The organism is Roseomonas gilardii, from assembly GCF_001941945.1.
Lineage (GTDB): Bacteria > Pseudomonadota > Alphaproteobacteria > Acetobacterales > Acetobacteraceae > Roseomonas.
The window spans coordinates 168,701-192,779 of the sequence record NZ_CP015584.1 but is presented as its reverse complement, the minus strand read 5'-3'; the positions used below and the strand labels follow the sequence as shown (position 1 = coordinate 192,779).

At 72.6% G+C, this 24,079-nt stretch carries 14 protein-coding genes; 6 read left to right on the top strand and 8 right to left on the bottom strand.

The window, feature by feature from the left end; genetic code table 11:
• The first annotated feature begins 4 nt into the window (after positions 1-4).
• Together RGI145_RS20415 and RGI145_RS20410 are read left to right on the top strand one after the other, a co-directional pair.
• Entirely contained in the window at positions 5-1,102 is a 1,098-nt protein-coding gene (locus RGI145_RS20415; protein ID WP_075800376.1) for an ABC transporter ATP-binding protein, read from the top strand.
• Entirely contained in the window at positions 1,099-3,459 is a 2,361-nt protein-coding gene (locus RGI145_RS20410) for a glycoside hydrolase family 31 protein (protein ID WP_075800375.1), read from the top strand. Before RGI145_RS20415 ends, RGI145_RS20410 begins: the two co-directional genes overlap by 4 nt.
• Positions 3,460-3,536: 77 nt before the next feature.
• Here the strand turns inward: RGI145_RS20410 and pbpC are convergent, their stop codons facing one another.
• Both pbpC and RGI145_RS20400 read right to left on the bottom strand, forming a co-directional pair.
• A complete protein-coding gene (pbpC, locus tag RGI145_RS20405) occupies positions 3,537-5,498 on the bottom strand; it encodes a penicillin-binding protein 1C (RefSeq protein WP_075800374.1) in 1,962 nt (653 codons plus the stop codon).
• Between the two features lie 44 nt (positions 5,499-5,542).
• Positions 5,543-10,753, bottom strand: coding sequence for an alpha-2-macroglobulin family protein (locus tag RGI145_RS20400; protein WP_075800373.1), 5,211 nt, complete (start codon positions 10,751-10,753; stop codon positions 5,543-5,545).
• Between the two features lie 314 nt (positions 10,754-11,067).
• Between RGI145_RS20400 and RGI145_RS20395 the strand changes: the two genes are divergently transcribed.
• From RGI145_RS20395 to RGI145_RS20385, 3 genes are read left to right on the top strand one after another with little or no spacing between them, the layout of a single operon-like run.
• Positions 11,068-13,104 carry a hydantoinase/oxoprolinase family protein gene (locus RGI145_RS20395; protein ID WP_075800372.1) on the top strand — a complete coding sequence of 679 codons (2,037 nt, stop codon included), beginning with the start codon at positions 11,068-11,070 and terminating at the stop codon, positions 13,102-13,104.
• The gene (locus RGI145_RS20390; RefSeq protein ID WP_075800371.1) at positions 13,104-15,062 is read left to right on the top strand and encodes a hydantoinase B/oxoprolinase family protein; all 1,959 of its coding nucleotides are present in this window, start codon (positions 13,104-13,106) and stop codon (positions 15,060-15,062) included. Before RGI145_RS20395 ends, RGI145_RS20390 begins: the two co-directional genes overlap by 1 nt.
• A 4-nt stretch (positions 15,063-15,066) precedes the next feature.
• On the top strand, positions 15,067-16,383 hold the full coding sequence (locus RGI145_RS20385) for an NAD(P)/FAD-dependent oxidoreductase (protein ID WP_075800370.1): 1,317 nt from the start codon (positions 15,067-15,069) through the stop codon (positions 16,381-16,383).
• Here RGI145_RS20385 and RGI145_RS20380 read toward each other — a convergent pair.
• A complete protein-coding gene (locus tag RGI145_RS20380; protein WP_075800369.1) occupies positions 16,322-17,266 on the bottom strand; it encodes a LysR substrate-binding domain-containing protein in 945 nt (314 codons plus the stop codon). The genes RGI145_RS20385 and RGI145_RS20380 overlap by 62 nt on opposite strands.
• Before the next feature lie 95 nt (positions 17,267-17,361).
• Here RGI145_RS20380 and RGI145_RS20375 point away from each other — a divergent pair, with 95 nt between their 5' ends.
• Entirely contained in the window at positions 17,362-18,957 is a 1,596-nt protein-coding gene (locus RGI145_RS20375) for an ABC transporter substrate-binding protein (RefSeq protein WP_075800368.1), read from the top strand.
• A 52-nt stretch (positions 18,958-19,009) separates the two neighbouring features.
• Here RGI145_RS20375 and RGI145_RS20370 read toward each other — a convergent pair whose 3' ends face one another.
• From RGI145_RS20370 to RGI145_RS20350, 5 genes are read right to left on the bottom strand one after another with little or no spacing between them, the layout of a single operon-like run.
• On the bottom strand, positions 19,010-19,858 hold the full coding sequence (locus tag RGI145_RS20370) for a metallophosphoesterase family protein (RefSeq protein WP_075800367.1): 849 nt from the start codon (positions 19,856-19,858) through the stop codon (positions 19,010-19,012).
• A 4-nt stretch (positions 19,859-19,862) separates the two neighbouring features.
• Positions 19,863-21,152, bottom strand: a complete 1,290-nt coding sequence (locus tag RGI145_RS20365; protein ID WP_075800366.1) for an ABC transporter substrate-binding protein — start codon at positions 21,150-21,152, stop codon at positions 19,863-19,865.
• A 32-nt stretch (positions 21,153-21,184) separates the two neighbouring features.
• Positions 21,185-22,027, bottom strand: a complete 843-nt coding sequence (locus tag RGI145_RS20360) for a carbohydrate ABC transporter permease (RefSeq protein ID WP_075800365.1) — start codon at positions 22,025-22,027, stop codon at positions 21,185-21,187.
• Positions 22,020-22,937 carry a carbohydrate ABC transporter permease gene (locus tag RGI145_RS20355; protein ID WP_075800364.1) on the bottom strand — a complete coding sequence of 306 codons (918 nt, stop codon included), beginning with the start codon at positions 22,935-22,937 and terminating at the stop codon, positions 22,020-22,022. The genes RGI145_RS20360 and RGI145_RS20355 overlap by 8 nt, the downstream gene beginning before the upstream one ends.
• Positions 22,930-24,066: an ABC transporter ATP-binding protein gene (locus RGI145_RS20350; RefSeq protein WP_075800363.1), complete on the bottom strand. Its 1,137-nt coding sequence runs from the start codon at positions 24,064-24,066 to the stop codon at positions 22,930-22,932. The genes RGI145_RS20355 and RGI145_RS20350 overlap by 8 nt, the downstream gene beginning before the upstream one ends.
• Between the last annotated feature and the right edge of the window lie 13 nt (positions 24,067-24,079).

Below are 24,079 nucleotides of genomic sequence, written 5' to 3'. Positions count from 1 at the left end.
GTCCATGGCTGAGCTCAGGCTCCGCAACGTCACCAAGAGCTTCGGTGACACCTCCGTGATCCGCGGCGTGGACCTGGAGGTCCGCAACGGCGAGTTCATGGTCTTCGTCGGCCCCTCCGGCTGCGGCAAGTCCACCCTCCTGCGCCTGATCGCGGGGCTGGAGATGGTCACCGACGGGCAGGTGCAGATCGACGGTCAGGATGTCACGCGCCTGCCGGCCTCCGATCGCGGCCTGGCCATGGTGTTCCAGTCCTATGCCCTCTACCCGCATATGAGCGTGCGGCAGAACATGGGCTTCGCGCTGGAGAACATGCGCCTGCCGAAGGCCGAGGTCACCGCGCGGGTCGAGCGCGCGGCGCAGATGCTGCAGCTCGCGCCCTATCTCGACCGCAAGCCCCGTGCGCTGTCCGGCGGGCAGCGCCAGCGCGTGGCCATCGGCCGTGCCATCGTGCGCGATCCGAAGATCTTCCTCTTCGACGAGCCGCTCTCGAACCTCGATGCCGAGCTGCGCGTCGCCACCCGCAAGGAGCTGGCCGCGCTGCATGCGGAGATCGGCGGCACCATGATCTACGTGACGCACGACCAGGTGGAGGCGATGACCCTGGCCGACCGGATCGTGGTGCTGCGCGGCGGGCTGATCGAGCAGGTCGGCACGCCGCTGGAGCTCTACAACAACCCCGCGAACCTCTTCGTCGCGGGCTTCATCGGCTCGCCCAAGATGAACGCCCTGCCGGCGCGCGTGTCGCGGGCCGGCAGCGACGGCGCCCTCGCGGTGGAGGGGCGGGAGATCCGCCTCGACCTGCCGGGCGGATTGCGGGAGGGCGAGCCGGTGACCTTCGGCGTGCGGCCGGAGCATCTGGAGCCCACCGGCGAGGGCGGCGATATCGAGGCGCATGTCGATCTGCTGGAGCAGCTCGGCTCCGAAACCTATCTCTACGCCTCCGCGCCCGGCCTGCCGCAGATCTGCGTGCGCCAGGAAGGCCAGCTCGGCCTCGCGCGCGGCGACACGGTGCGGCTGCGCGCCCGCCGCGACGCCATCCACCTCTTCAACAGCGACGGCCTCGCGCTGCGGGCCATGCAAGGGACCGGACATCTCGCATGAAGGCTTTGACCAAGGGCCGCTATATCGGCCGGGACGGGCACTGGGCGGTCTTCGAGGTCGCCGAGCGGCTGGGGCGGCTGTCCGCCCAGATCCGCATCGCCATGCCGGAGCGCGACATGGGCCGCGTCGCCCTGAAGGGCGCCGAGGGCTACCGCCTCGACCGCGGCTGGTCGATCGCTCCCGGCGGGCTGGAGCCGCCCTATGAGGGCCGCCCGCGCGAGGATCTTTCCGGCTTTTCCTGCCCTCCTGTCACGGTGGAGGAAGGCGAGGGGAGCGTGGCGCTCTCCGCCGAAGGCGGCCTGACCGCCCGGGTCACCCTGGAGCCCTTCGGCATCGCCTGGCACCGCCCCGGCGAGGCCGAACCCTTCCTGGCCGACCGGCCGACCCAGGCCTATGCCGTCTCCCCCCGCACCGGCGCCCTGCAACACTTCATGCTGCGGCACGAGGGGGAGGGGCATTACGGATTGGGCGACAAGGCCGGTCCGGTGGACCACACCGGCCGCCGCTTCCGCATCGATGCGGTGGACCCCTGTGGCTTCGATGCGGAGCTGAGCGACCCGCTCTACAAGATGGTGCCGTTCTTCATCGTGGACGGGCCGCGCGGCGCGCATGGCGTCTATTACGACAACCTCGCCGTGGCCGAGGTCGATCTCGGCTGCACCATCGACAACTATCACGGCCTGTTCCGTTCCTACGCGGCGCAGGACGGGGATCTCGACTACACCGTCCTCGCCGGCCCCGGCGTGCCGGACGTGGTGCGGCGCTTCTCCTGGATGGTGGGCGGGCAGGCCTTCCCGCCGAAATGGACGCTGGGCTTCGCCACCACCTCCATGGCCATCGCCGATGCCGACGACGCGGACGCGCAGATCCAGGACTACATCGACCGCTGCCGCGAGGAAGGCATCGCCTGCTCCAGCTTCCACTTCGGCTCGGGCTATACCTCGATCAACGGCAAGCGCTACGCCTTCAACTGGAACCGCAGCAAGTTCCCCGATCCCGCCGCGACCATGCGCCGGCTGAAGGAGGCCGGCATGCAGCCGGTCACCAACCTCAAGCCCTGCCTGCTGGACGACCATCCGCGCCTCGCGGAAACGCTGGAAGGCGGCTTCCTGGTGCAGGACGGCGACACGGGGCAACCCGCCGTGGCGCAGTTCTGGGACGGGCTCGGCTACCATCTCGACTTCACCCATCCCCAGGGCCGCGCCTGGTGGCGGGACGGGCTGGAGACGGCGCTGCTCGACTACGGCGTCACCACCGTCTGGAACGACAACAACGAATACGAGATCTGGGACGAGGACGCGCTCGTCGATGGCGACGGGCGGCCCTACCGCCAGTCCCTGGCGCGGCCGGCCCAGGCCCTGCTGATGACCAAGCTGTCGCACGAGACGCAGCAGGCGCGCACGCCGGACAAGCGCATCTATGCCGTCACGCGCGGCGGCTGCGCCGGCATCGCGCGCTATGGCCAGAGCTGGACGGGCGACAACGAGACGGCCTGGAAGACGCTGCGCTTCAACCTGGCGCAGGGCATCACCATGAGCCTGTCCGGGATGTACAACACCGGCCACGACGTGGGCGGCTTCCACGGGCCCAGCCCGGGGCCGGAGCTGTTCTGCCGCTTCGTCGAGTTCTGCTCGCTCTGGCCGCGCTTCGTGATGAATTCCTGGAACACCGACGGCATCGTCAACCTGCCCTGGATGCATCCGGAGGTGCTGCCGCAGGTGCGCGAGGCCATGGCGCTCCGCTACCGCCTGATGCCCTATCTCTACACGCAGATGTGGCGCGCGGCGGCGGAGAACGAGCCGGTGGTGCGGCCGACCTTCTACGACTTCCCCGGCGATCCGCGCTGCAAGGGCCAGGACGACGTCTTCATGCTGGGCGCCGACCTGCTCGTCGCCCCGGTGCTGGAGGAAGGCGCGGTGTCGCGCCGCCTCTACCTGCCGAACCATCCCGGCGGCTGGCACGACTTCCGCACCGGCGAGGCCTTCCCGGGCGGCGAGGAGATCACGGTGGAGGCACCGCTGGGCCACCTGCCGGTCTTCGTCCGCGCCGGCGCCATGGTGCCGGTCAGCGGGCAGCTCGACCGCGTCGATCCGGCCAGCGACGCCGAGCGCAGCCTTCTCGTCTTCGGCGAAGGGGAAGGCGAGGCCGTCCTCTACGAGGATGACGGCGACACCATGGCCTGGCGCGAGTCCGGGCTGCGGCTGCATGTGTCCCGCCGCGAGGAAGGCGGCGAGACGGTGCTGGGCCTGCGAACGGAAGGCAGCCACCGCCCCGCCTTCACCGAGGTCAAGCTGCAGAGGGTCGGTCCCGGGACGCCGATCCGCGCATCGGGCGGGGAGGGCAGCCTCCGCCTCTGAGGCGTGTCCGCCCCACGGCGTCGGGGGCCGTGCCAGTCACGGCTCCCGCGTCAGCCGGGCGTCACCCCTGTTCCGCTTCAGCGGACGCGCAGCCTCGCGCTCGACGAGGCGCCGTCCGCATCCAGCACGGAAACCCGGTACAGGCCGGGGCCCGACGGCTCCCAGGCCACATCCCGGCGCGCCGGCTGCCCTTCCAGTGGGGTGCCATCCACTAGGAAGGTCAGCGGCCGCCGCCCGCCCGTGGCGCGCAGCCGCATCGGTCCCGCGCTGACCTCCAGGACATCGCCATCGGCGGGAAAGACCAGCCGGAGCCGGACCGATGGAGCGCCCGCCGAAGGGGAGGGGGCAGGCCGCGCCGCCGGCTCTCGCGGCGCGGCGGGCAGCAGGGCGAAGATCCGCGCCAGCAGCGGCAGGGCCAGCGCCGTCCCCGTGGCGCCGCCCGTGCCCACCACCATCGGTGCGCCATCCGGTCGCCCCACCCAGACTCCCGCCACATGGTCGCGGTCGAAGCCCACCGCCCAGCCGTCCCGCCCGCCCCAGGAAGTGCCCGTCTTCCACGCCACCCCGGCCGGGCCGCCGCCGGGGAAGGGGTGGGTGAGGATCGCCGCCACCTCCGCCGCGGCCGCAGGCGCCAGAACCGGCCCGGCCTCCCGTGCATCCTCCCCGGCCCGCCAGCGCGGCGTCCCGGCCCGTCCGCCATCGCCGATCATCGCCGTCACGCCCACCAGCTCCCGCAGCGTGACGCCGACGCCGCCCAGGGCCAGGGGCAGCGAGGCCCCGGCCCCCGGCGGCAGGCGGGGCACCGCTCCGGCCTGCTTCAGCAGCGTGGCGAAGCGCAGCGGCGTCACCCGCTCCAGCAGCGCCACGGCCGGCAGGTTCAGCGAGCGCCGCAGCGCCTCCGCCGCCGTCACCCGCCCGGCGAAGCCCCGGTCGAAGTTCTCCGGCGCATAGCCGCCGAAGGCGGTGGGCACGTCCTCCAGCAGCGTCCCCGGCCGCGCCACCCCCTCGGCGAAGGCCAGCCCGTACAGCGCCGGCTTCAGCGCCGAGCCGGGCGAACGCACCGCCCGCGTCAGGTCCAGCGCCCCGGCCCGCGCCTCCTCGCCCCAGGCGCCGCCATCCAGCGCCAGGATCTCCCGGCTCCGCAGATCCGCCACCAGCGCCGCCGCCGAGGCCCGCGCCGGCAGGCCCGCCCGCGCCCCGGCCAGCAGCGCTTCCAGCGCCCGCTGCAACCCTGCTTCCAGGGTTGTGCGGCTTCCGCCTTCGCGCACGACCTCCCGCGCCAGGTGGGGCGCCAGGCGCGGCATGGCCTGCCGTGATGCCGGCACCGCCAGCGCCAGCCCCGCCCGGTCCTCCGGCCCGGTTCCCTCCGCCCCGGCGGCACGCACCAGCATCAGCCGCTCCCGCGCCAGCCGCGCCGCCTCCGGATGCCGGTCTGGCCGCAGCGCCTCCGGCCGGCGCGGGATCGCCACCAGCAGCGCGGCCTCCGCCGGGGCGAGCAGCCGCGCATCCCGCCCGAACCAGGCCAGCGCCCCGGCCCGCACCCCCTCCAGATTGCCGCCCATCGGCGCCAGGGTCAGCCAGATCCGCAGCACCCCCGCCTTGCCGTATCGCGCCTCCAGCTGCACCGCGCGGGCCATCTCGATCAGCTTGGCGCGCAGCCCGCGCGGACGTGGCTCCAGCAGACGCGCCGCCTGCATCGACAGGGTCGAGCCGCCCGACACCACGCGCCCCGCCCGCGTCCATTGCACCGCGGCCCGCGCCAGGGCCAGCGGGTCCACCCCCGGATGCCAGCGGAAGCGCGCATCCTCGGCTGCCACCAGCATGGCCACCAGATGCGGCGGCACCTCCTCCTCCCCGGCCGGCAGCCGCCAGAACCCGCCCGGCGCCGGCAGGACAGAGAGCAACCGTCCCGCCCGGTCCGTCACCACCGGCGACGCCGCCTCCAGCCGCGACAGGTCGGGCGGGAAAAGCCGGTCCAGCACCAGCGCGAGCGCCAACAGGCCGGCCAGGGCCAGGACGGCGGCGCGGAGGGCCTTCACGGCGGAAGGCCCCGGCCCGCCCGGGCAAGCACCGCCCGGCCCGCTCACTCGGGTGGCAGCACGCTGATCCGCCCGCTGTTCTGCCGGGCGAAGACGGCGGGGCGGTACATGTCCTCCACCTGCGCGCCGGGCAGCTCGAAGCTCCCCGGCGTCACCGCCCGCAGCACCACGGCGAAGCGGGCGACGGCGTCCTGGGGCGAGAGATCTGCCACCACGGCGAAGCGGTCGTCCAGCGCCGCGACGCTGGCCGGCTCGCTCAGCTCGCCGAGGAAGGGCATGGCGGCCACGGTCCCGGCCGGCAGGCGGCGGTCGATCTCCCAGCCGGCGGGCAGGCCCTGCTGGATCAGCGCGCGGTGGCTCTCTCCCGTCTCGGCCCGTGCCTCGATGAGCAGGATCAGGCTCTGGTTCTGCCGCAGCGTGTCGAGGTTCAGGTCGCTGCCATCGGGCGCCAGGAAGCGGCGGCTGATCCGCATCCCGGACCGCGCGGCGGCGAGGGGCTGGGAGGGCAGGCCACGGGTGGCGACGGACTGGATCACCGCCCGGTCGCCGGCATTGCGCGCCGTGGCGGCGCCCGGCGCCAGCGCGAGGCTGACCACCGGGGCGGGGGGCAGGGCCTTCCCGTCCAGCACGATGCGCGCTGGCGTGCCGTCCCGGCCCAGTGCCGCGGCGAGCAGCACCGCCCAGGCCTGTTCCTGGGTCGAGCTCGTGTCGGGCGACAGTTCCCGCGCCCCGGGCAGGCGGGCGAGGCTGGCCTGAAGCTGCGCCGGCAACAGTCCGCTCTCCCGCAGCAGCAGCGTCACCGCCAGCACGTCGCGCGTGGCGGTGCCGTAGTCGTGGAACCAGGGCTTGCGCGCCGGGTCCGCCAGGGCGGCGGCGAAGGCAGCCTCGGCCCGCCCCTGCTGCCCGATCCGCGCCAGGGCGGCGCCGAGCTGCGCGCGGGCGATCGGCGTGGGCAGGCGGGCGAGCTGCTCCGACAGGCGCCGCGTCGCTCCGGGCAGGGGCCGCCCGGCCAGCGCCAGCACATGCAGGCGATAGGCCTGGTCGGCGAATTCCTCCGGCTTGTCCGGCGCGACATCCTCGGCATCGCGGGCGAGGCCCGCCAGGGCGGAATCCAGCGCCGCCTGCGGCACGGTGGCGCCTGAGTCGCGGGCGCGCAGCAGCGCCTCCGTGGCATAGGCGGAAATCCAGGGATCGGCCTCGCCATTCGCGCCCCAGAGCGAGAAGGCGCCGTCCCAGCGCTGCTTGTCCAGCAGCGCGGCGATGGCTCCCGCCAGCCGCGCCTCGCGCTCCGCCGCCGCAGGGAACAGCCCCGGCGCGGTGGCGAGCGCCAGTACCCGCGTCGCCGACTGCTCGGCGCAGAAGAGCGGGAAGTCCAGCGCCCGCCGCGCCAGGGCCAGCGGGTCGTAGCGCACCGGCTGCCCCCAGCTCGCCTCCACCCGCGCCGTGCCGGCCACGAAGCGCGACAGGTCCGGCGCGATCCGCACCTCGCCGCCGGGCGCGAGGTCGGACACCGCGACCTCCTCCAGCCGCGGGCGGGAGGAGCGGATGGCGATCCGGCTTTCCCGCTCGGCGCGGAAGCCGCCGGGCCCGGTGATGGCGAGATGCACCACGCCTTCCCCAGCCCCGGTGGCGCGCAGCGTGGCGAAGGGCTGGGCGCGGGCGCCGGTTGCGAGAGTGGCGGCGAGGCGCGCGAGCCCGTCCAGCGCCAGCGGTCCTTCCAGACGGATCTCCGCCGCCACCTCGCCCGCCGGCAGTTCCAGATTGTGCAGCAGCACCGGCATCCGCGCCGTGTCGCCCGGCGCCAGGAAGCGCGGCAGCAGCGCCTCCGCCACCACCGGGTCGCGCACCGTCACGTCGCGCCCCGCGCTGCCGATCCGCTCGCCCGACCACGCTACCGCCATCAGCCGGAGTTCCCCGGCGAAATCCGGCAGGTCCAGCGGCACGCGCGCCACCCCGTCCGGCCCCGCCGCGACGATGCCGGAGAAGAGCGAGACGACGCGCTGCGGCGGCTGCACCGCGTTGCCGGAATCCGCGTCGCCGCCCTGGCGCAGCGCCGCCGCCTCGCCCTCCGGCACCGGGATCAGCCGGCCGTAGTCGTCGCGGATATCCGTGCCCAGCCGCCGCCGGCCCAGGAAATGCGCGACCGGATCGGGCGTTCGGAAATCCGTCAGCCGCAGCACGCCCTCATCCACCGCCGCGAGCGTCAGATGCACCGGCCCCGCCGCGTTGCCCCCCTGGGCTGGCCCGATGCTGACCGGGATCTCCACGCGCTGGCGCGGCCGCAGCAGGTCCGGTGCCCCGATCGCCACGTCGAGCCTGCGCGGCGCCGGGTCCAGCGCCACCCAGGCGAGCCCCAGGGCACGGCGCGGCTGCCCCTCGGCGGCCTCGCCGGGGCGGAAGACGGTGACCGCGACATAGGCTCCGGCGCCCCAGCCCGCCTCCACCGGCACCTCCAGCTCCGCGCCGCCCTCGGGGATCTCGGCCTCGCGCACGGAGACCAGCCGGTCGGTCAGCACCGCCACGCTGACCCGCCCGGCGAAGGGCGGGCTGACGCGGATGCGCGCCCGGTCGCCGGCGGCATAGGCCGGGCGGTCGGCGGAAACATCCACCTTGTCCGGCACCTCGGCGCTGTCGGAGCCGACCCAGCCGGAGCGGAAGCGCAGCGCGGCGATGGCCAGCCCGCCGGGCTGTACCGCCTCGATCCGGTAGCGCCCGAAGGGCAGGCTGCGGGCGAAGCGCGCCGGTCTGTCCGGCGCCGTCGCGAGCGTGGCGGTGTCCACCACCTCGTCGCGCCAGACGGTCTGGTAGCGCGCCACCCCGCCGCGCGTGACGATGCGCCAGTCCGGCCGCTCGCGCAGCAGCCGCACCTGCACCGGACCGGCCAGCGCCGCGCCCTCGGGCGAAACCAGGGCGATGTCGAACGCGGCCTCGGCATTGGCATCGACGCTGCCATTCGCGAAACCCGGCCGGATTGCCAGGAAGGGGTTCGCGCCCCGCACCGGCAGGTCGAGCGTGGCGCGGTTCGGGCGCCCGTTCGGATCGCTCAGCGCCAGCACCAGCGCGGCGCGCAGCGGGCGGCTGGCATCCGGCACCGAGGGCAGGTCGATCCACGCCACCCCGCGCCCCTGATCGTCCGTGACCAGTTCGGCGCCGGGGATCACGCCGCCCTCCAGCGGTTCCTCCGACAGGCCGAAGCGCCAGCCCTCCCAGGGGCTGCGCCGCCGTGTGCCGTCCGCCGCATCGGGCGCGAAGGGGGCGGGATCGACGCCGAGCGTGCCTTCCACCTGTCCCTCCAGCCCCGCGGCCGGGGCGCCGTAGAGGAAGCGCGCCTCCACCGGCACGGCCAGCGGCGTGCCGGGCACCAGCGGGCCCGGCGCCGGGCCGAGCGTCACCGCCAGCCGTTCCGGCACGAAGGCATCGACCCGGAACTCCGCCACGCCGACCGGCGGCTGGCCGGGCTCAATCCGGGCCTCCACCCGCCAGACCCCGGCGGCCGCGCCGCCGCCCAGCGCCACCGGCCAGGCGATCGCCGCATCCGGCCCGCGCTCCGGCACCGCCTCCGCCGCCACCTGCCCGTTGGGGCGGACCAGCCGCAGGCGCAGCGGCAGGTCGCGCGGCCGCCCGGCGGCGTCGCGCAGCAGCGCGGTGACGTTCACCGTCTCGCCCGGCCGGTAGATGCCGCGTTCCAGCCAAAGGAAGGCATCCAGCGGCCCCGGCTGCGCCAGCCCCTCTGCCCCCCGGTCGGACAGGTCGAAGGCCGCCGCATCCAGTTGCAGCGCCACGAGGTCGTCGCCCAGCGCGGCGTGCAGCGCCACGGGCGCCACCGGTCCCTCGCCCCGCAGCAGCGGTGCGTCGAAGCGCACCACCCCGTCCGCGTCGCTTTCCGCCTCGGCCAGGATGTCGTTGTTGCGCGCCACCAGAGCCACCTTCGCCCCGGCGCGCGGCTTCGCGTCGCCCAGGCCCCGGAGCTGCGCCGCCAGCCCGCCCGTGCCGCGCCAGGCAGTCAGGCCGAGATCGGTGCTGACGATCTGCAACCCCGTGGCCGTCTCGCGGCTCGACGCGCTGTCGGCCGGCCCGCCCGTATCCTCGGCGGCGAGCAGGACATAGCGCCCCGGCCCGGCCTTGCGGACCTCCTCCGGCAGCGGCAGGGCAAAGCGCGCCGGCAGGTTCTCGCGGAAACCCGGCACCGCCGCCTTGCCCTCCCAGACCGTGCGGCCCCAGCGTTCCGTCACCCCGTCCGCGGCATAGGATTCGATTGCCTCCGTGGGGCTGAAATCCTGGCTGAAGGGTTGCAGGTTGCGCTCGGTGATCCGCACCAGCCGCAGGCGCAGTTGCCGGATGTTCACCGTGCTCAGCCCGACCCGCGCCACTTGCCCGCGCGGCAGGATGAAGCGCGTGGCGTCGAAGCCGATGCGTGGGGCGCGGTCGGGCATGGCCACCGCCACCGGCGTGTCGGCGCGCAGATTGGCGCCGCCCGCTCCGGGAAGCCCGGCGCGCAGCACGAGCCGCGTCGTGGCGCCCCAGGGCAGGCCGGCGATGCAGAGCTCCTGCCCCTCCCGCGTCACGGCGAGATCCGGCAGGGGCGGCTCGGCTTTCACCCAGTCGCCCGGCTGCCAGTCCGGTGCCGGGGAGAGCCGCCCAGTGAAGCCCAGGCAGGCCCGCGTGGGCTCGGCCTCCGGCTCGGTGCGGACCCGGCGCAGCAGCAGCCCGGCCTGCTGCCGCGCCGCCTCCAGCACCTGCATCGCCGCCGCGTCGTCGGGCGCGCGCTCCACCACCGCTTCCAGCACCGCGATGGCGGGGGCCCAGCGGTCCAGCCGTTGCAGCGCCTGTGCCATCACCTGGAGGGCCGGGATTTCCGGCGCCCCGGCGGCGACGCCGTTGAAGTTCTGCCAGGCGGCCTGCAACGCCCGCGCGGGCTGCGGCGGATTGCGGAGGAGCTGCGCCCGCGCCAGGGCCAGCCACTGCTCCGGCTTCGCCTCCGGCATGCCGAGCCGCTGTTCCCAGGCGGCGGCCGCCGCGTTCCAGTCCCCCCGCGCCTCCGCCTGCCGGGCCTGTGCTTCCGCCTGGGCACGCTGCTGCACCGTGGCTCCGGCCGGGAAACGCCGCGCCAGATCGCGCGCATAGCCCGCCGCGTCGCTCTGCACCCCCGGCAGTTCCGGCAAGGTCTGCGCCCCGGCCGGAAGGCCGCCGGCCGTCAGGCTGCCCAGCACCGCCAGGGCCAGGAGGGAAGACCGGAAGGGGAGGCGGAGCGTCATGCGGGCAATCCCCGGCTGGGCATGTCGTTATTGGGCATGGTGGCACTGGGCTGGGTGGCGGAACCGCTTCCCGCCATGGCGGGAGGCCATGGGCGGGGGCACGGGACTCGCCGGGTCGCGCGGCGAGGATGCCCGCTGCGGCGCCAGGGATCGAGACATTCTGCCCAGCGCCGAGGCAGGGGCGGTGCTCCACGGCATCCCTGACGGTCGAGGCAGTCGGAATTCCATATCCGGAAGTCATGACCTCCGCGCCTCACTTCCATGGACGCGCCCCTCATCCGCTTCCAATCTGCGGGCGGGCAGGGAGATCGCGCATGCCGGTTCTGGTCGGGGTGGATATCGGCGGCACATTCGCCGACTTCGTGGCATTGGATCCGGGCGATGGCCGCATGGCGACGCTCAAGGTCCTGACCACCCCGGACAATCCCGGCCAGGATGTCGCGGCGGGGCTGCGGCGCCTCGCGGAGGAGGGGATGGACCTCGGGGCCGTGGAGCGCTTCGTCCATGGCACGACCGTAGGGGTGAACACCATCATCCAGCGGCGCGGCGCCCGGCTCGCCCTCTTCACCACGGCGGGCTTCACCGACATGCTGGAACTGGCGCGCCTGCGCATGGCGGACCCGTACAGCCTGTTCTGCGAACGCCCGGCGCCGCTGATCCCGCGCGAGCACGTCTTCGGCATCGGCGAGCGCATGAGCGCCGATGGCAGGCCACTGCACGTCCCGGCCGAGGACGAGGTGGCCGCCGCGCTGAAGGCCGCGCGGCGGATCGGCTGCGACGGGGTCGTCGTCTCCTTCCTGCATGCCTGGCGCAATCCCGCGCATGAGGAGCAGGTCGCCGGGCTCATCGCCCGGCTGGAACCCGGGATGACGGTCTTCCGGGGCAGCGAGGTCTGGCCCGCGATCCGGGAATACGAGCGCACCACCACGGCGGTGCTGAACGCCTATGTGCATCCCCGCATCTCCCGCTACCTGGACCGCGTGGCGGGAGAGCTGTCGGAGGCCGGCATCCCCGCGCCGCTGCTCCTTACCACCTCCGCGGGCGGCACGATGACGGCCACGGCCGGGCGGCGGGACTGCGTGGGCATGCTGCTCTCCGGCACGGCCTCCGGCGTGGTGGGGGCGGGTGTCGTCGCGAAGGCCGCCGGCGAGGCGGCGGTGCTGACACTCGATATCGGCGGCACCAGCGCGGACATCGCGCTGCTGGAGGACGGGCGGCCCTCCTTCGCCACGGGCCATGCGATCGGCGAGTTCCCGCTCGCCATCACCACGGTTGCCGTCACCTCCTCCGGCCAGGGCGGTGGCTCCATGGTCTCCGTGGATGCGCAGGGCGTGCTGCAGGTCGGCCCCGAGAGTGCCGGCTCGACGCCCGGCCCGGCCTGCTTCGGGCGGGGCGGCACGCGCATGACGGTGACGGACGCGGCGCTCCTCTGCGGCATCCTCGGGCACGGGGCGCTGGGCTTCGGCGCGATCGCCCCGGATGCCGCGCTCGCCGGGGAGGTGGCGCGCCCCCTCGCCGAGCGCCTGGGCCTGGATGTCGCGACCCTGTCGGAAGGCGTGCTGAGCGTCGCGATCAGCGGCATGCTGGTGCCGATCGAGCAGTTGCTGGCCCGCGCCGGCATGCATGCCAGCGAGCTGACGCTGATGCCCTTCGGCGGCGCCGGGCCGATGCTGGGCGCCCTGACCGCCGAGGCGGCCGGGATCGCGCGCGTGCTGGTCCCCGCGGCGCCGGGCACGCTCTGCGCCCTGGGCGCGCTGGCGGCCGCGATCCGGCGGGATACGATGCGGACGGTCCTGCTGCCGCTGGAGGACGCGTCCTGGCCGGAGATGCGGGCCATGCTGGAGGAACTGTCCGCCGAGGCCTCGGCCGCCGTCGAGGGCATGGCCGGCCCGGGCGAGACCACGGTGATCCGCGCCGCCGACCTGCGCTACCGGGGGCAGTCCTTCGAGCTGACCGTGCCGCTGGAAGCCGGGACGGATGCCGCCGGGCTGGCCCGGCTCTTCCACGCGGCGCACGAGAAGAATTTCGGCCATGCCGAGGAGGCCGCCCCGGTGCAGGTGGTCAGCCTGCGGGCCTCCGCCTCCCGCGCCGCGCCGCCGATCGCCATGCCCAGGGCCGAGGCGGTGCCGCATGCGGCGCCGCCGCAGGGGCGGACCCGGCTCTTCATCGGCGGGCAATGGCGGGAGGCCGCGCTGTTCGAGCGCGACGGCCTGGACCCCGGTGCCGCTTTCCAGGGTCCGGCCATCGTCACCCAGGCCGATTCCACCATCCTGGTCCCGCCCGGCTGGCGGGCCGAGGCCGACGGATGGCGGAATATCGTCATGCACCGCGATGCGAGGGAGCAGGGCTGATGCGCACCAACCCCGTGATGCTGCAGGTCCTGCGCAACCATGCCCGGGCGGCGGCGGAGAGCATGGCCACGACGCTCTACCGCACCGCCCATTCCACCTTCGTCAAGGAGACGGAGGACTTCACCATCCAGCTCCTGGACGCCAGCGGGAAGTCCTGCGCCGTGCCGATCGATCTCGGCGCCACCTGGTATCCCGGCCTGGACTACGAGGGCGCGCTGGGGCTGGTGCCGGGCGGCTACGAGCCCGGCGACATCGCCATGACGAACGACCCCTATTCGGGCAACCTGGCGACGCATTCGCCGGACATCGTCATGTGGAAGCCGGTCTTCCACGAAGGGCGGATCATCGCCTTCGCCGGCGGCCATATCCACAATGTCGATGTCGGCGGCGCGGTCCCGGCCAGCCTGTCGCGCACGCTGACGGAGGTGCACCAGGAAGGCATCCGCATCCCGCCCTCCAAGCTCTACCGCGCCGGCGTGCTGGATGAGGGGCTGGTGCGGGTGATGCTGGCCAATGTGCGCGTCCCGGACCAGAACTGGGGCGACCTGAAGGCCCTGGTGGCCGCCGTGAATACGGGGGAGCGCCGGGTGCTGGACCTCGTGCGCCGCTTCGGCGTCGAAACGGTGGTGGACGGGCTGGCGGACCTGCTGGACTATGCCGAGGCCCAGGCCCGCGCTGTGCTCGCCGGCATCCCGGATGGCGAGTACGACTTCACGGAATACGCCGACGAGGACGCCGCGGGCGGCAACCCGCTCCGGCTCTGCCTGAAGCTCACCATCCGGGGCGATTCGGCGCTGATGGACTTCAGCGGCACCGACCCGCAGACGCTCTCCTCCCTGAACGTGCCCACGGGCGGGCATCCGCGGCATTCGCTGCTGCTGGTCGGGGCCTACTACGTCCTGTCCGCCCTGCATCCGGGGATCACGCTGAACTTCGGCACCACCCGGGCCTTCACCTGCCACGTGCCGGAGGGCAGCGTGCTGAACCCGCGCTTCCCGGCAGCGGTGGGCATGCGCTCGCTCACCTGCGGGCGGCTGCGCAGCCTGATCTACGGCGCCTTCGTGCAGGCGGCGCCGGAGCGGCTGCCGGCGGCGCCGGCCGGGGCCACCTGCATCGTCAACATGGCGGCGGAGGACCCGCGCACGGGGCGGCGCAGCATCTCCGCCATCCAGCCCATCGTCGGCGGCGGCGGCGGGATGCCGCACCGGGACGGCACGGACGGGGCCGGGGCGGATGCCGCCTATCTCAAGAACAGCCCGGTCGAGATCACCGAGGCCGAGGCCCCCGTCCGCATCCTGCGCTATGGCCTGATGCCGGATACGGGCGGGCCGGGTGCGCACCGGGGCGGCATGGCGCAGGTGATGGAGTTCCGCACCACCGCGCCGGATGCCTTCGTCACCGCCCGGAACCGCGACCGCAGCCTGTTCCAGCCCTGGGGCGTCGGCGGCGGCCAGCCGGGCAGCGCCGGCAGCTTCACCCTGAATCCGGGGACGGAGCGGGAGCAGGAGCTGGGCAACACCGATGCTCTGCGCCTGACAGCGGGCGACACGCTGCGCATCGTCTCCCCCGCTGGAGGCGGCCGGGGCGATCCCTTTACCCGCGACCCGGCGGCCGTGCTGCGCGACGTGCGGGCCGGGCTGGTGACGGTTGAGGGCGCGCGCCGGGATTACGGCGTGGCGATCCTGGGGAATGTGGTGGACGAGGCCGCCACCGCCGCCCTGCGGGACGGGGCCGCGACACCCCCGGCCTTCACGCCCGGGCGGTTCCGGACGGAGCACGAGGCGCGCTGGACGACCGCCGCCTATGCGGCCATGCACGAGCTGCTGGCAACCCTGCCGCCGAGCTGGCGGGCCCCCATGAAGGGCACGCTCTTCGCCGCCGTCCGCGCGGCACCGGAACAGCCGGCCGAGGAGGTCATCCGCAGGACCTTCGCCACCCAGACGGCACAGCAGGGCTAGCGGCATGGACATCTTCGCCGAGGGCTTCTCCACCGACCCCTGGTGGTGGCAGGGCTTCCGCCCGCCCGAGGCCGGTGGGGAGGACCTGCCCACCCGCGTGGGCACGCTGGTGATCGGCGCCGGCTATGCCGGCACCGCCTGCGCCCTGCGCCTGGCGGAAGCGGGCGAGGAGGTCCTGGTCCTGGAGGCCGGGGCGCTGGGGCAGGGGGCCAGCACGCGATCGGGCGGGCAGGTCTCGGGCGGCGTGAATGTCGGCAAGGGGGCCTCGGGCCGCCCGGTGCCGGCGCATCGCAAGGCGGCCCTGCTGCGCGACGCCGCGGCGGGCTTCACCCTCTTCGAGACCCTGCTGGAACGGCACCAGATCCGCTGCGGCTACCACCGCACGGGGCGGGTCAACGGGCTGTGGTCCCCGGCCCATGCCGCGGGCTGGCGGGCAAGGCTGCCGGAGCTGAACGAGCATGCCCTGTCCGAGGCACGGCTGATCGACCGCGACGAGACGGCGGGCCGGCTCGGGACCTCCTTCTACCACGGCGGCGTGCTGATCGGCCGGGCGGGGCATGTCCAGCCGGCGGAATTCTATGGCGGCCTCCTGAATGCCGCTCGGCAGGCCGGGGCGCGCTTCATCGGCATGACACCGGTCCGCGCCGTCACGCGGCTGGCGGGCGGCTTCGGCGTGGACACCGCGCGCGGCACGGTGCGGGCGGATCGCGTGGTCTTCGCCACCAATGCCTATACCGGCAGCACGGCGCGCGGCGTCGCACCGGACCTGCGGCGCGGGCTGGTGCCGGTCACCACCCATATGATCGCGACGGAGAGGCTGCCGGAGGATCTGGCGCGCTCGATCCTGCCCGCCGATCACGGGGTGTCGGAGACGCGGCGGGTGATCAGCCACTACCGCCTCTCCCCGGACGGGCGCCATCTGCTCTTCGGCGGGCGGGCCAGCTTCTTCCCGCTGAAGGAGCGCCGCACGGCCGCGATGCTGTACCGTGCCATGGTGGCGCGCTTCCCGCGGCTGAACGGGGTGCGGATCACCCATAGCTGGGGCGGGCGCGTGGCGATGACGCTGGACCGTCTGCCGCATATCGGCGGCGGGGAGGGGCGGTATTTCGTGGCCGGCTGCCAGGGCAGCGGCGTGACCATGATGACCTATCTGGGCCACAGCCTCGCCGGGAAGATCCTGTCCGGCGGCGAGGCGCCGGTGAACGCCTATGACGACGGCCTGCCGCCGCAGCATCCGCTGTATGATGGCACGCCCTGGTTCATGCCCGCCCTCGGGAGCTGGTACCAGTTCCAGGATGCGCGGGACCGCCGGCCTGCCTGACCCGATGTGCCTCCAGCGCCGCGGTCAGTCGTTCCAGGAACCGGTTGGCGAGGCGTGAGGTCGGCCGCATGGTCGAGGTGATGACATTCACCGGCAGCAGGACCTGCGGCACGAAAGGGCGCCAGACGATGCCGGGAAAGCCACTGCCCTCCATGTAGCGATCGACGAGCGCGACGCCGGCGCCTTGCAGGACCAGGGCCGGGGCCTGGATCGCCGTGATCAGCTCGATGGCGGTATGGCGCTCCATCCCGTCCTTCGCGAAGGCATCGTCCAGCAACTGGCCGAAATAGGTGCCGGAGCTGAAGGAGATCAGCCTCTCCCCCATCAGGTCGCGTGGCCGGATCGCCGGGCTGGCCGCCAGCGGATGATCGGGATGGATGGCGCAGACCATGGGGACCGTGGCGAGGCTCTGCGTCACGCTGCCGGGATTGCTGACCGGCGAAAGGCACAGCCCGACATCGACATGGTTGCCCACCACGAGCTCCGCCGCCGTGGTGGCCGGCACGAAGTGGGACACGATCTTCACCTTCGGGAAGGCCCGGGCGAACTCCGCCACGGCCAGCGGAACGACCGAGATTCCCAGCGAGGCCGAGGCCGCGATACGCAGCAGCCCGGCCTCGCCGTCCCGAAGCTCCGTCGCGGAGCGTCCGAAGCGGGCGATCTCCTGCATGAGGCGCGCGCTTTCCGGGAACAGGTTCTCCGCTTCGAGCGTGGGATGCAGCCTCCCCTTGATGCGGCGGAACAGCGGCATGCGGAGCCGGTCCTCCAGCCGCTTCAGCGCCTTGCTCAGTGCCGGCTGGGAAATCCCCAGTGAGGCTGCCGCCTCGGTGAGCGAGCGGGAAGACATAATGGCATGGAAGATTTCCAGCTCGCGCGACGTCATCGGCTCCGACCCTGCCCCATGACACCATAACCGGAAGGCATGGATGGGATAAGCATAAAGGCTCGACAGGCGCCGAGAACGGGCCGGAGACTGACGTGCACCGCCCAGGGGAATCCGCGCATGACATCCCGTCCGATCCGTCTCGCCATGCTCCTTGCCCTCGGGGTGCTGGCCGGGGGGCCGCCATCCCCGCGCGGGCTGCGGACCTGCGGATCGGGACGCAGAACGTCCCCACGCTCGATCCGCATTTCCTGCTGCTCGATTCGAACATCGCCTACAACCAGCACATCTACGGTGCGCTCACCGACACCGATGAGCATGGCAAGCTCCGCCCGGACCTGGCGACCTCCTGGACATCGGACGGCAGGAACACCTGGCGCTTCAACCTCCGGAAGGGCGTGACCTTCCACGACGGCACGCCCTTCACCGCGGATGACGTGGTGTTCAGCCTCGACCGGGTGCCGAACGTGCCCAACAACCCGTCACCCTACAGCGGACAGTTGCTGGGGGTGACGAAGATCCTGAAGGTGGACGACCACACGGTCGATATCGTCACGGACGGCTTCGTGCCGTTGCTCCCCGCGCAGATCGCCAAGCTCTCGATCCTGTCGAAGAAGGCGATGGAAGGGCGTTCGACGGAAGACCTGAACCAGGGTCGCGCGGCGATCGGCACCGGCCCGTACCAGGTGGTCCAGGTGCAGGGCAAGGAACGCATCCAGCTCCGGCGCTTCGAGGGCTACTGGGGCCAGAAGCCGGATTGGGAGCGGGTGGAGTTCCGCATCCTGCCCAGCGACGGCGCCCGCAGCGCCGCCCTGCTGTCCGGCGATGTCGATCTGATCGAGTTCGTCCCGCTGCAGGACGCGGCGCGGCTGGCCAAGACGCCGGGCATCGTGGTGCATAGCGGGAACTCGGCGCGGGTCATGTATCTGGGCGTCAATGTCGATCCGAAGCTCGAAGTGCCAGGCGGACGCAGCCCGATGCAGGACCCGAAGGTGCGGGAGGCCATCTCGCTGGCGATGAACCGGCAGGGACTGGTGCGGAGCACGCTGGAAGGATACGGGCGCGTCGCGACTCAGGTCGGGGTTCCGGGCATGCTCGGCTATCTCGACGACGTGCAGGCCGACCCCTTCCGGCCCGACGATGCCCGCAAGGTTCTGGCCGAGGCGGGCTATCCCGACGGCTTCGCGACCAGCCTCGTCTGTCCCAACGGCCGCTATGTCGCCGATGCCCAGACCTGCCAGGCCATCGGCCAGATGCTCGCCCGCATCGGCATCAAGGCCAGTGTCGAGACCATGCCGGCTTCCGTCTTCTTCAGCCGGATCAAGACAGGATCGAACCCGGCGCCACTGTTCCTGACGGCCTGGAGCAACGTCATGGGCGATGCGGGCTATACGCTGAACAACCTGTATCACAGCTTCGACCGCGAGGCGAAGATGGGCAGCACCAACCGCTCCGGCTACTCCGACGCCGAGACGGACCGGCTGATCGATGCCGCCCTGCGCGAGCCGGATGCGGCACGGCGCCTCGAACTCCTGAAATCAGCCAACCGGCGCGGGCTGGAGGCGCGCGTTCTGCTGCCGCTGTTCTCGGCGCCGGTCGTGCTCGCCTCCAAGGCCAGCATCCGCTACGACGTCGGCGACAGCGGCAGTTCCGAGATGACCTCGGCGATGCGGGCGCATCCGCTCCGCTGAGGGCGCCCGGCACCGCCTGCCCGCCGGCCCCTGCGCCGGCGGGCAGGCGGTTTCATTCGGCCGGCTGCAACTGGCCGTAGATGTCCGGCATGCGGCCGATATCGTGCCGCTGGATGCCTTCCGGACGGACCAGCTCATACTCGTGCCGGCCATCCGGATGCAGGGCGTGCATCACATAGCCCTGCACCTTCTCGCCGAACGGTTTGCCGTCGGCCCAGTCATCGCCGACATGGAAGGCAACCGCCGGGGCCCAGATCTGCCGGATTCCCTCGCAGAGGCCACGGTCGCGCCACTGGTGCACATGACCGGAGGCAACGAAAGCCGGGGGATGCACCCGGAACATCTCCACCATCCGGCGGCGCGGCGCCTCCAGCACATGCCAGTAGCTGCGGCCCGCCTCGTCCAGTGCCTGTTCGCAGAGCGGCTTGTGCAGGAAGATCGCGATGCTGCGCCCCTGCGCCCCCGACAGGGCATCCTGCAGGAAGTCGAACTGCTCCTCGGCCATCTCCGTCGCGGTGATGAGGGTGTCCAGCCCGATCAGCCGCCAGCCCGGCACGTCGCGCAGGAAGCGGTCGGCGCCGAAGATGCCGTTCCAGCGCCCGACGCGCTCGGCATCCGCGCCGTCGCGCCTGGCGATGGCCGGGTCGTTGCCCACATCGTGGTTGCCGGGGATGGCCAGCCAGTCGAGCCCCATCTCCTGGTGCCGGGCGAAGGCATGCTCCAGCTCCGCCTGCCCGGCCTCCCCGCCCAGCTCGCCATGCGCGGAGATGTCGCCCGTATGGACCACGAGATCCGGCCGGTCGGCCCGCAGCCGCTCCGCCACCACCGCATGGTTGCGGTCGAAGACGGGATGGCGCGGGGAAAGATGCGTGTCGCTGATCTGCGCGAGACGGAACACCATGGGTTCAGCCCTTCCGCGGCAGCAGGCGGCGCACTTCGGCCACCATGTCCGGGAGGACCTGCTCCGGTGTCGCCTTCTGTTCCACCACCCGGGCGATGTTGTCCACCATCGTCTGGGTCACGCGCACGCTGTTGCTGCCGGGGAAGGCGTACCAGGGCACGGAGATCGGGATCTGGCGCACCGCCGGCACGAAGAGCGGGTTCGCCTTGTAGAAGGCCGCCAGATACTGTGGGTCGTCGATCGCGATCTGGTTGCAGGGCAGGTAGCCGGTGTTCTTCACCATCATCGCCTGCCCCTCCGGGCTGGTGGAGAAGCGCAGGAACTTCCAGGCGGCGGCGCGCTTCGCCGGGTCCTTCGCGGTCAACATGCCGGCGGCGCCACCGGTCGGCAGGCGGCCCTTCTGCGCGTCGATCACCGGCATCTCCGTGGTGCGCAGCGTGAAGTTCTCGCCCGCCGCGGCGACCGTGCCGCGCACCAGCGCCGTGGTCTGGAAGATCATGCCGAGCTTGCCCGCGCCGAAGGCCTGGCGCGCCGCGGCGGCGGTGAGGTTCGGCATGCCGCCCTCCTTCACCATCCGGTCGATCAGGCGCAGCGCGTTCAGCCCTTCCGGCCCGCCGAAGGCCACGTCGCGCTCATCCGGCGTCAGCATCCGCCCGCCGGCGCCGAAGAGCAGGGCGGAGAACATCCAGTCATCGCCGTTCCAGGTGTACCACATGCCCTCGATGCCATCGCCGAGGCGGTGGATCTTGCCGGCCAGCTCCAGGACGCCGTTCCAGTCCTTCGGGAAGTTGTCGGGATCGCCGCCGGCCCGGCGCACCAGATCAGCGTTGTAATAGGTCACCGGATTGGAGGCGGCATAGGCCAGCCCCGCCTGGATGCCGCCGAACTGGCCCAGCGCCAGCATGTTGGGCGTGTAGCCCGCCTTGGCCGGGTCGCCTTCCTCCCGCAGCAGCGGCGTCAGGTCCTGGGCGATGCCGCGCTCGGCGAAGACGCGCAGGCGGTTGAAGCCCTGGTAGCTGAGGTCCGGGAGCTGCCCGGTGCCGGCCTGGCGCAGCAGGAGCTGCGCGCCTTCCTCGTAGTTGGGGGTGTTGATGAAGTTGACCTTGATGCCCGGCTCGCGCTTCGCGAACTCGGCCATGATCGCGTCGTAGCTGTCCTTGTAGATGAAGGGCTGGGCGTAGTGGACGGTGATCTCCGTCTCCGCGGCGCGGGCGATGCGCGGCGCGGCAAGAGGAGCGGCCAGGGTGGCGAGCGGCAGGGCCAGCGCCTTGCGGCGCCCGAGGGTGAAAGTCATGGCTCTATCTCCGGATACGGTTCTTGTCGGGGTCAGCCCTTGAGCCCCGTGGAGGCGATGCCCTCCACGAAGCGCCGCTGGGCGAGAAGGAAGGCGATCACCAGGGGGGCCGTCATCACCACGGCGGTGGCCATCAGCGCGCCGTAGTCGTCGCCGGCATCCACCGAGCGGAAGAACAGCACGCCCAGGGCGGGCGTGGCGCGATCCGGCCCGCTGACCACCAGCAGGGGCCAGAACAGGTCGTTCCAGTGCGCCACCACCGAGAAGATCGCGAAGGCGGTCGCCGCTGGCCACGCATTGGGCAGGACGATGCGCCAGACGATGGCCATCTCGCCCATCCCGTCCAGCCGGGCGGCATGCAGCAGGTCGTCCGGCAGGGAACGGAAGAATTGCCGGAACAGGAAGACCGCGAAGACCGAGATGGTGAAGGGCGCGATCAGCGCGGCATAGGTGTTCAGCCAGCCGAGCGAGGCGAGGGTGACGTAGATCGGCAGGGCAGTGGCCTGGACCGGCACCAGCAGGCCGAGCATCACCGCGCCGAACAGCACCTCCCGCCCCGGGAAGCGCAGCTTGGCCAGCGCGTATCCCGCCGGAACGGCGAAAAGGAGCTGGAAGAACAGGATGGCGCCGCAGACCACCACGCCGTTCAGCAGGTAGCGGAAGACGGGGATGCGCTCGAAGACCTTGCCGTAGTTCTCCGCCGCATGGAACCGTTCCGGCAGCAGCGAGAGGGAATCGCGGAAGATCTCGTCCAGCGGCTTCAGGCTGGCGGCGACCATCCAGATATAGGGCATCAGCACCAGCAGGCCGAGAACGGTCAGCAGGGCGAGGCGCGGCAGGTCGCGCAGGAAGGGCGTGTCGCGCGGCTCAGCCATAATGCACCTGCTTGTCCAGGAAGCGCGTCTGCAGCCACATCAGCGTCAGCACGATGGCCAGGAAGACCAGCGTGACCGCCGCCGCGTAGCCGAGGCGGAAATAGGTGAACCCCTCCTCGTAGAGCGTGTAGAGCAGCACGGTGGAGGCCTTGTTCGGCCCGCCCTGCGTCAGCACGGCCACGAGGTCGAAGGAGCGCGTCAGGGCCCGGATCATCGTGATCGTCAGCACGAAGAGCGTGGTGGGGCCGAGCAGCGGCCAGGTGACGAGGCGGAACCGCTCCCAGGCCGAGGGCACGCCATCCACCTCGGCGGCGGCATAGAGCTCACGCGGGATGGCGGTGAGGCCCGCCATGAAGAGCACCATGTTGAAACCCAGGTTCTCCCAGCTCCCGATCGCGGCCAGGGAGAGCAGCACCGTGTCGGAGGAGGACAGCCAGGCCGGCCCCGGCAGGCCGACGGTGCGCAGCATGGCGTTCAGCGGGCCGATGGTGGGATGCAGCAGGTACTGCCAGGCCGCCGCCATGGCGACGGCAAGCGACACCACGGGCAGGAAGAAGACGGCGCGGAAGAAGGCGCGGCCGCGCAGGCCGGACTCGATCAGCACGGCCAGCCCCAGCCCGCCCAGCACGGAGACCGGCGTGGTCAGCCCGACATAGACCAGCGTGTTGCGAACCGACTGGGCGAAGCCGCGATCCGCGAGAAGCTCGGCGAAGTTGTCGAGCCCGACCCAGTGGAAGCCCTCGACGCCGAGTTCGTAGTCGGTGAAGGCCATGGCCACGGCCGCCAGGGTCGGCAGCAGGATCATCAGCACATAGGCGATCACCGCCGGCAGGCTCAGCAGCCAGGCGGCGAGGGCTTCGCCATGCCCTTTCGACCGCGCGACCGGGGCCGCGAGCACGGCTTCAGACATGGGCCAGTTCCGCGCCCAGCGCCATCGAGGGGCAGCGCCGCCCGGCGGCATCGAAGAGCAGCGCCTTGCCCGCATCGAAGCCCAGGAAGACCTGCCCGTCGCCGGGGATGCCGCCACGGCCTTCCGGCGGCAGGCGCAGCACCAGGGCGGAGCCGCTCTCCGGATGGCGCAGATGCAGCAGCAGGCTCTCGCCCAGGAACTCCATCGCCTCGACGCGGGCCGGCAGGCCGCTGGAGGCGAGTTGCAGGTCCTCCGGCCGCACGGCCAGCGTCAGCGGCCCCGGCGCGGCGCGCAGCCCGATGGCGAGGCCGGCGACCCGGACGATCCCATCCGCCTCCGCCTCGGCCGGCAGGGTGTTGATGCGCGGCGAGCCGATGAAGGTGGCGACGCGCAGATCGGCCGGATCGTTGTAGATCGCCTCGGGCGTGGCCACCTGCAGGATGCGGCCGCCGAGCATGACCGCGACCCTGTCGGCCATGGTCAGCGCCTCGGACTGGTCATGCGTCACATAGAGCGTGGCCGCGCCGCTGCGCCGGTGGATCTCCACGATCTCGCGCCGTGTCTGGACCCGCAGCGAGGCGTCGAGGTTGGACAGCGGCTCGTCCATCAGGAAGAGCTTCGGTTGCCGCACCATGGCGCGCGCCAGGGCCACGCGCTGCCGCTGCCCGCCGGAAAGCTGGCCGGGCTTGCGGTCGAGCAGCCCCGCCAGGCCCAGGGCCCGCCCGGCCTTCTGGACATCGGCCTGGATGCCCTGCCGGACCCCGGATGTCCCCGGCAGGAAACGGCCCAGGAAAGGCGCGCGCTGCCAGCCGTTCAGCCGCCGCATGGCCAGCGGCACGGCGATGTTCTCCGCGGCGGTGAGGTGGGGATAGAGGGCATAGGACTGGAACACCATGGCGACGTCGCGGTCGGCGGCGCGCCGCCGGGTGACGTCGCGGCCGGCGATCTCGATCCGCCCCTGGTCCGGCTGCTCGATCCCCGCGGCGATCCGCATCAGCGTCGATTTGCCGCAGCCGGACGGACCCACCAGTGCAATGAATTCTCCTTCCGCCATCTCCAGCGAGACGCCGGACAGGATCGGCGCCCCGCCGAAGGACTTCGTGACTCCGTTGATCAGGACCCCAGGCAAACCGAATCTCCGC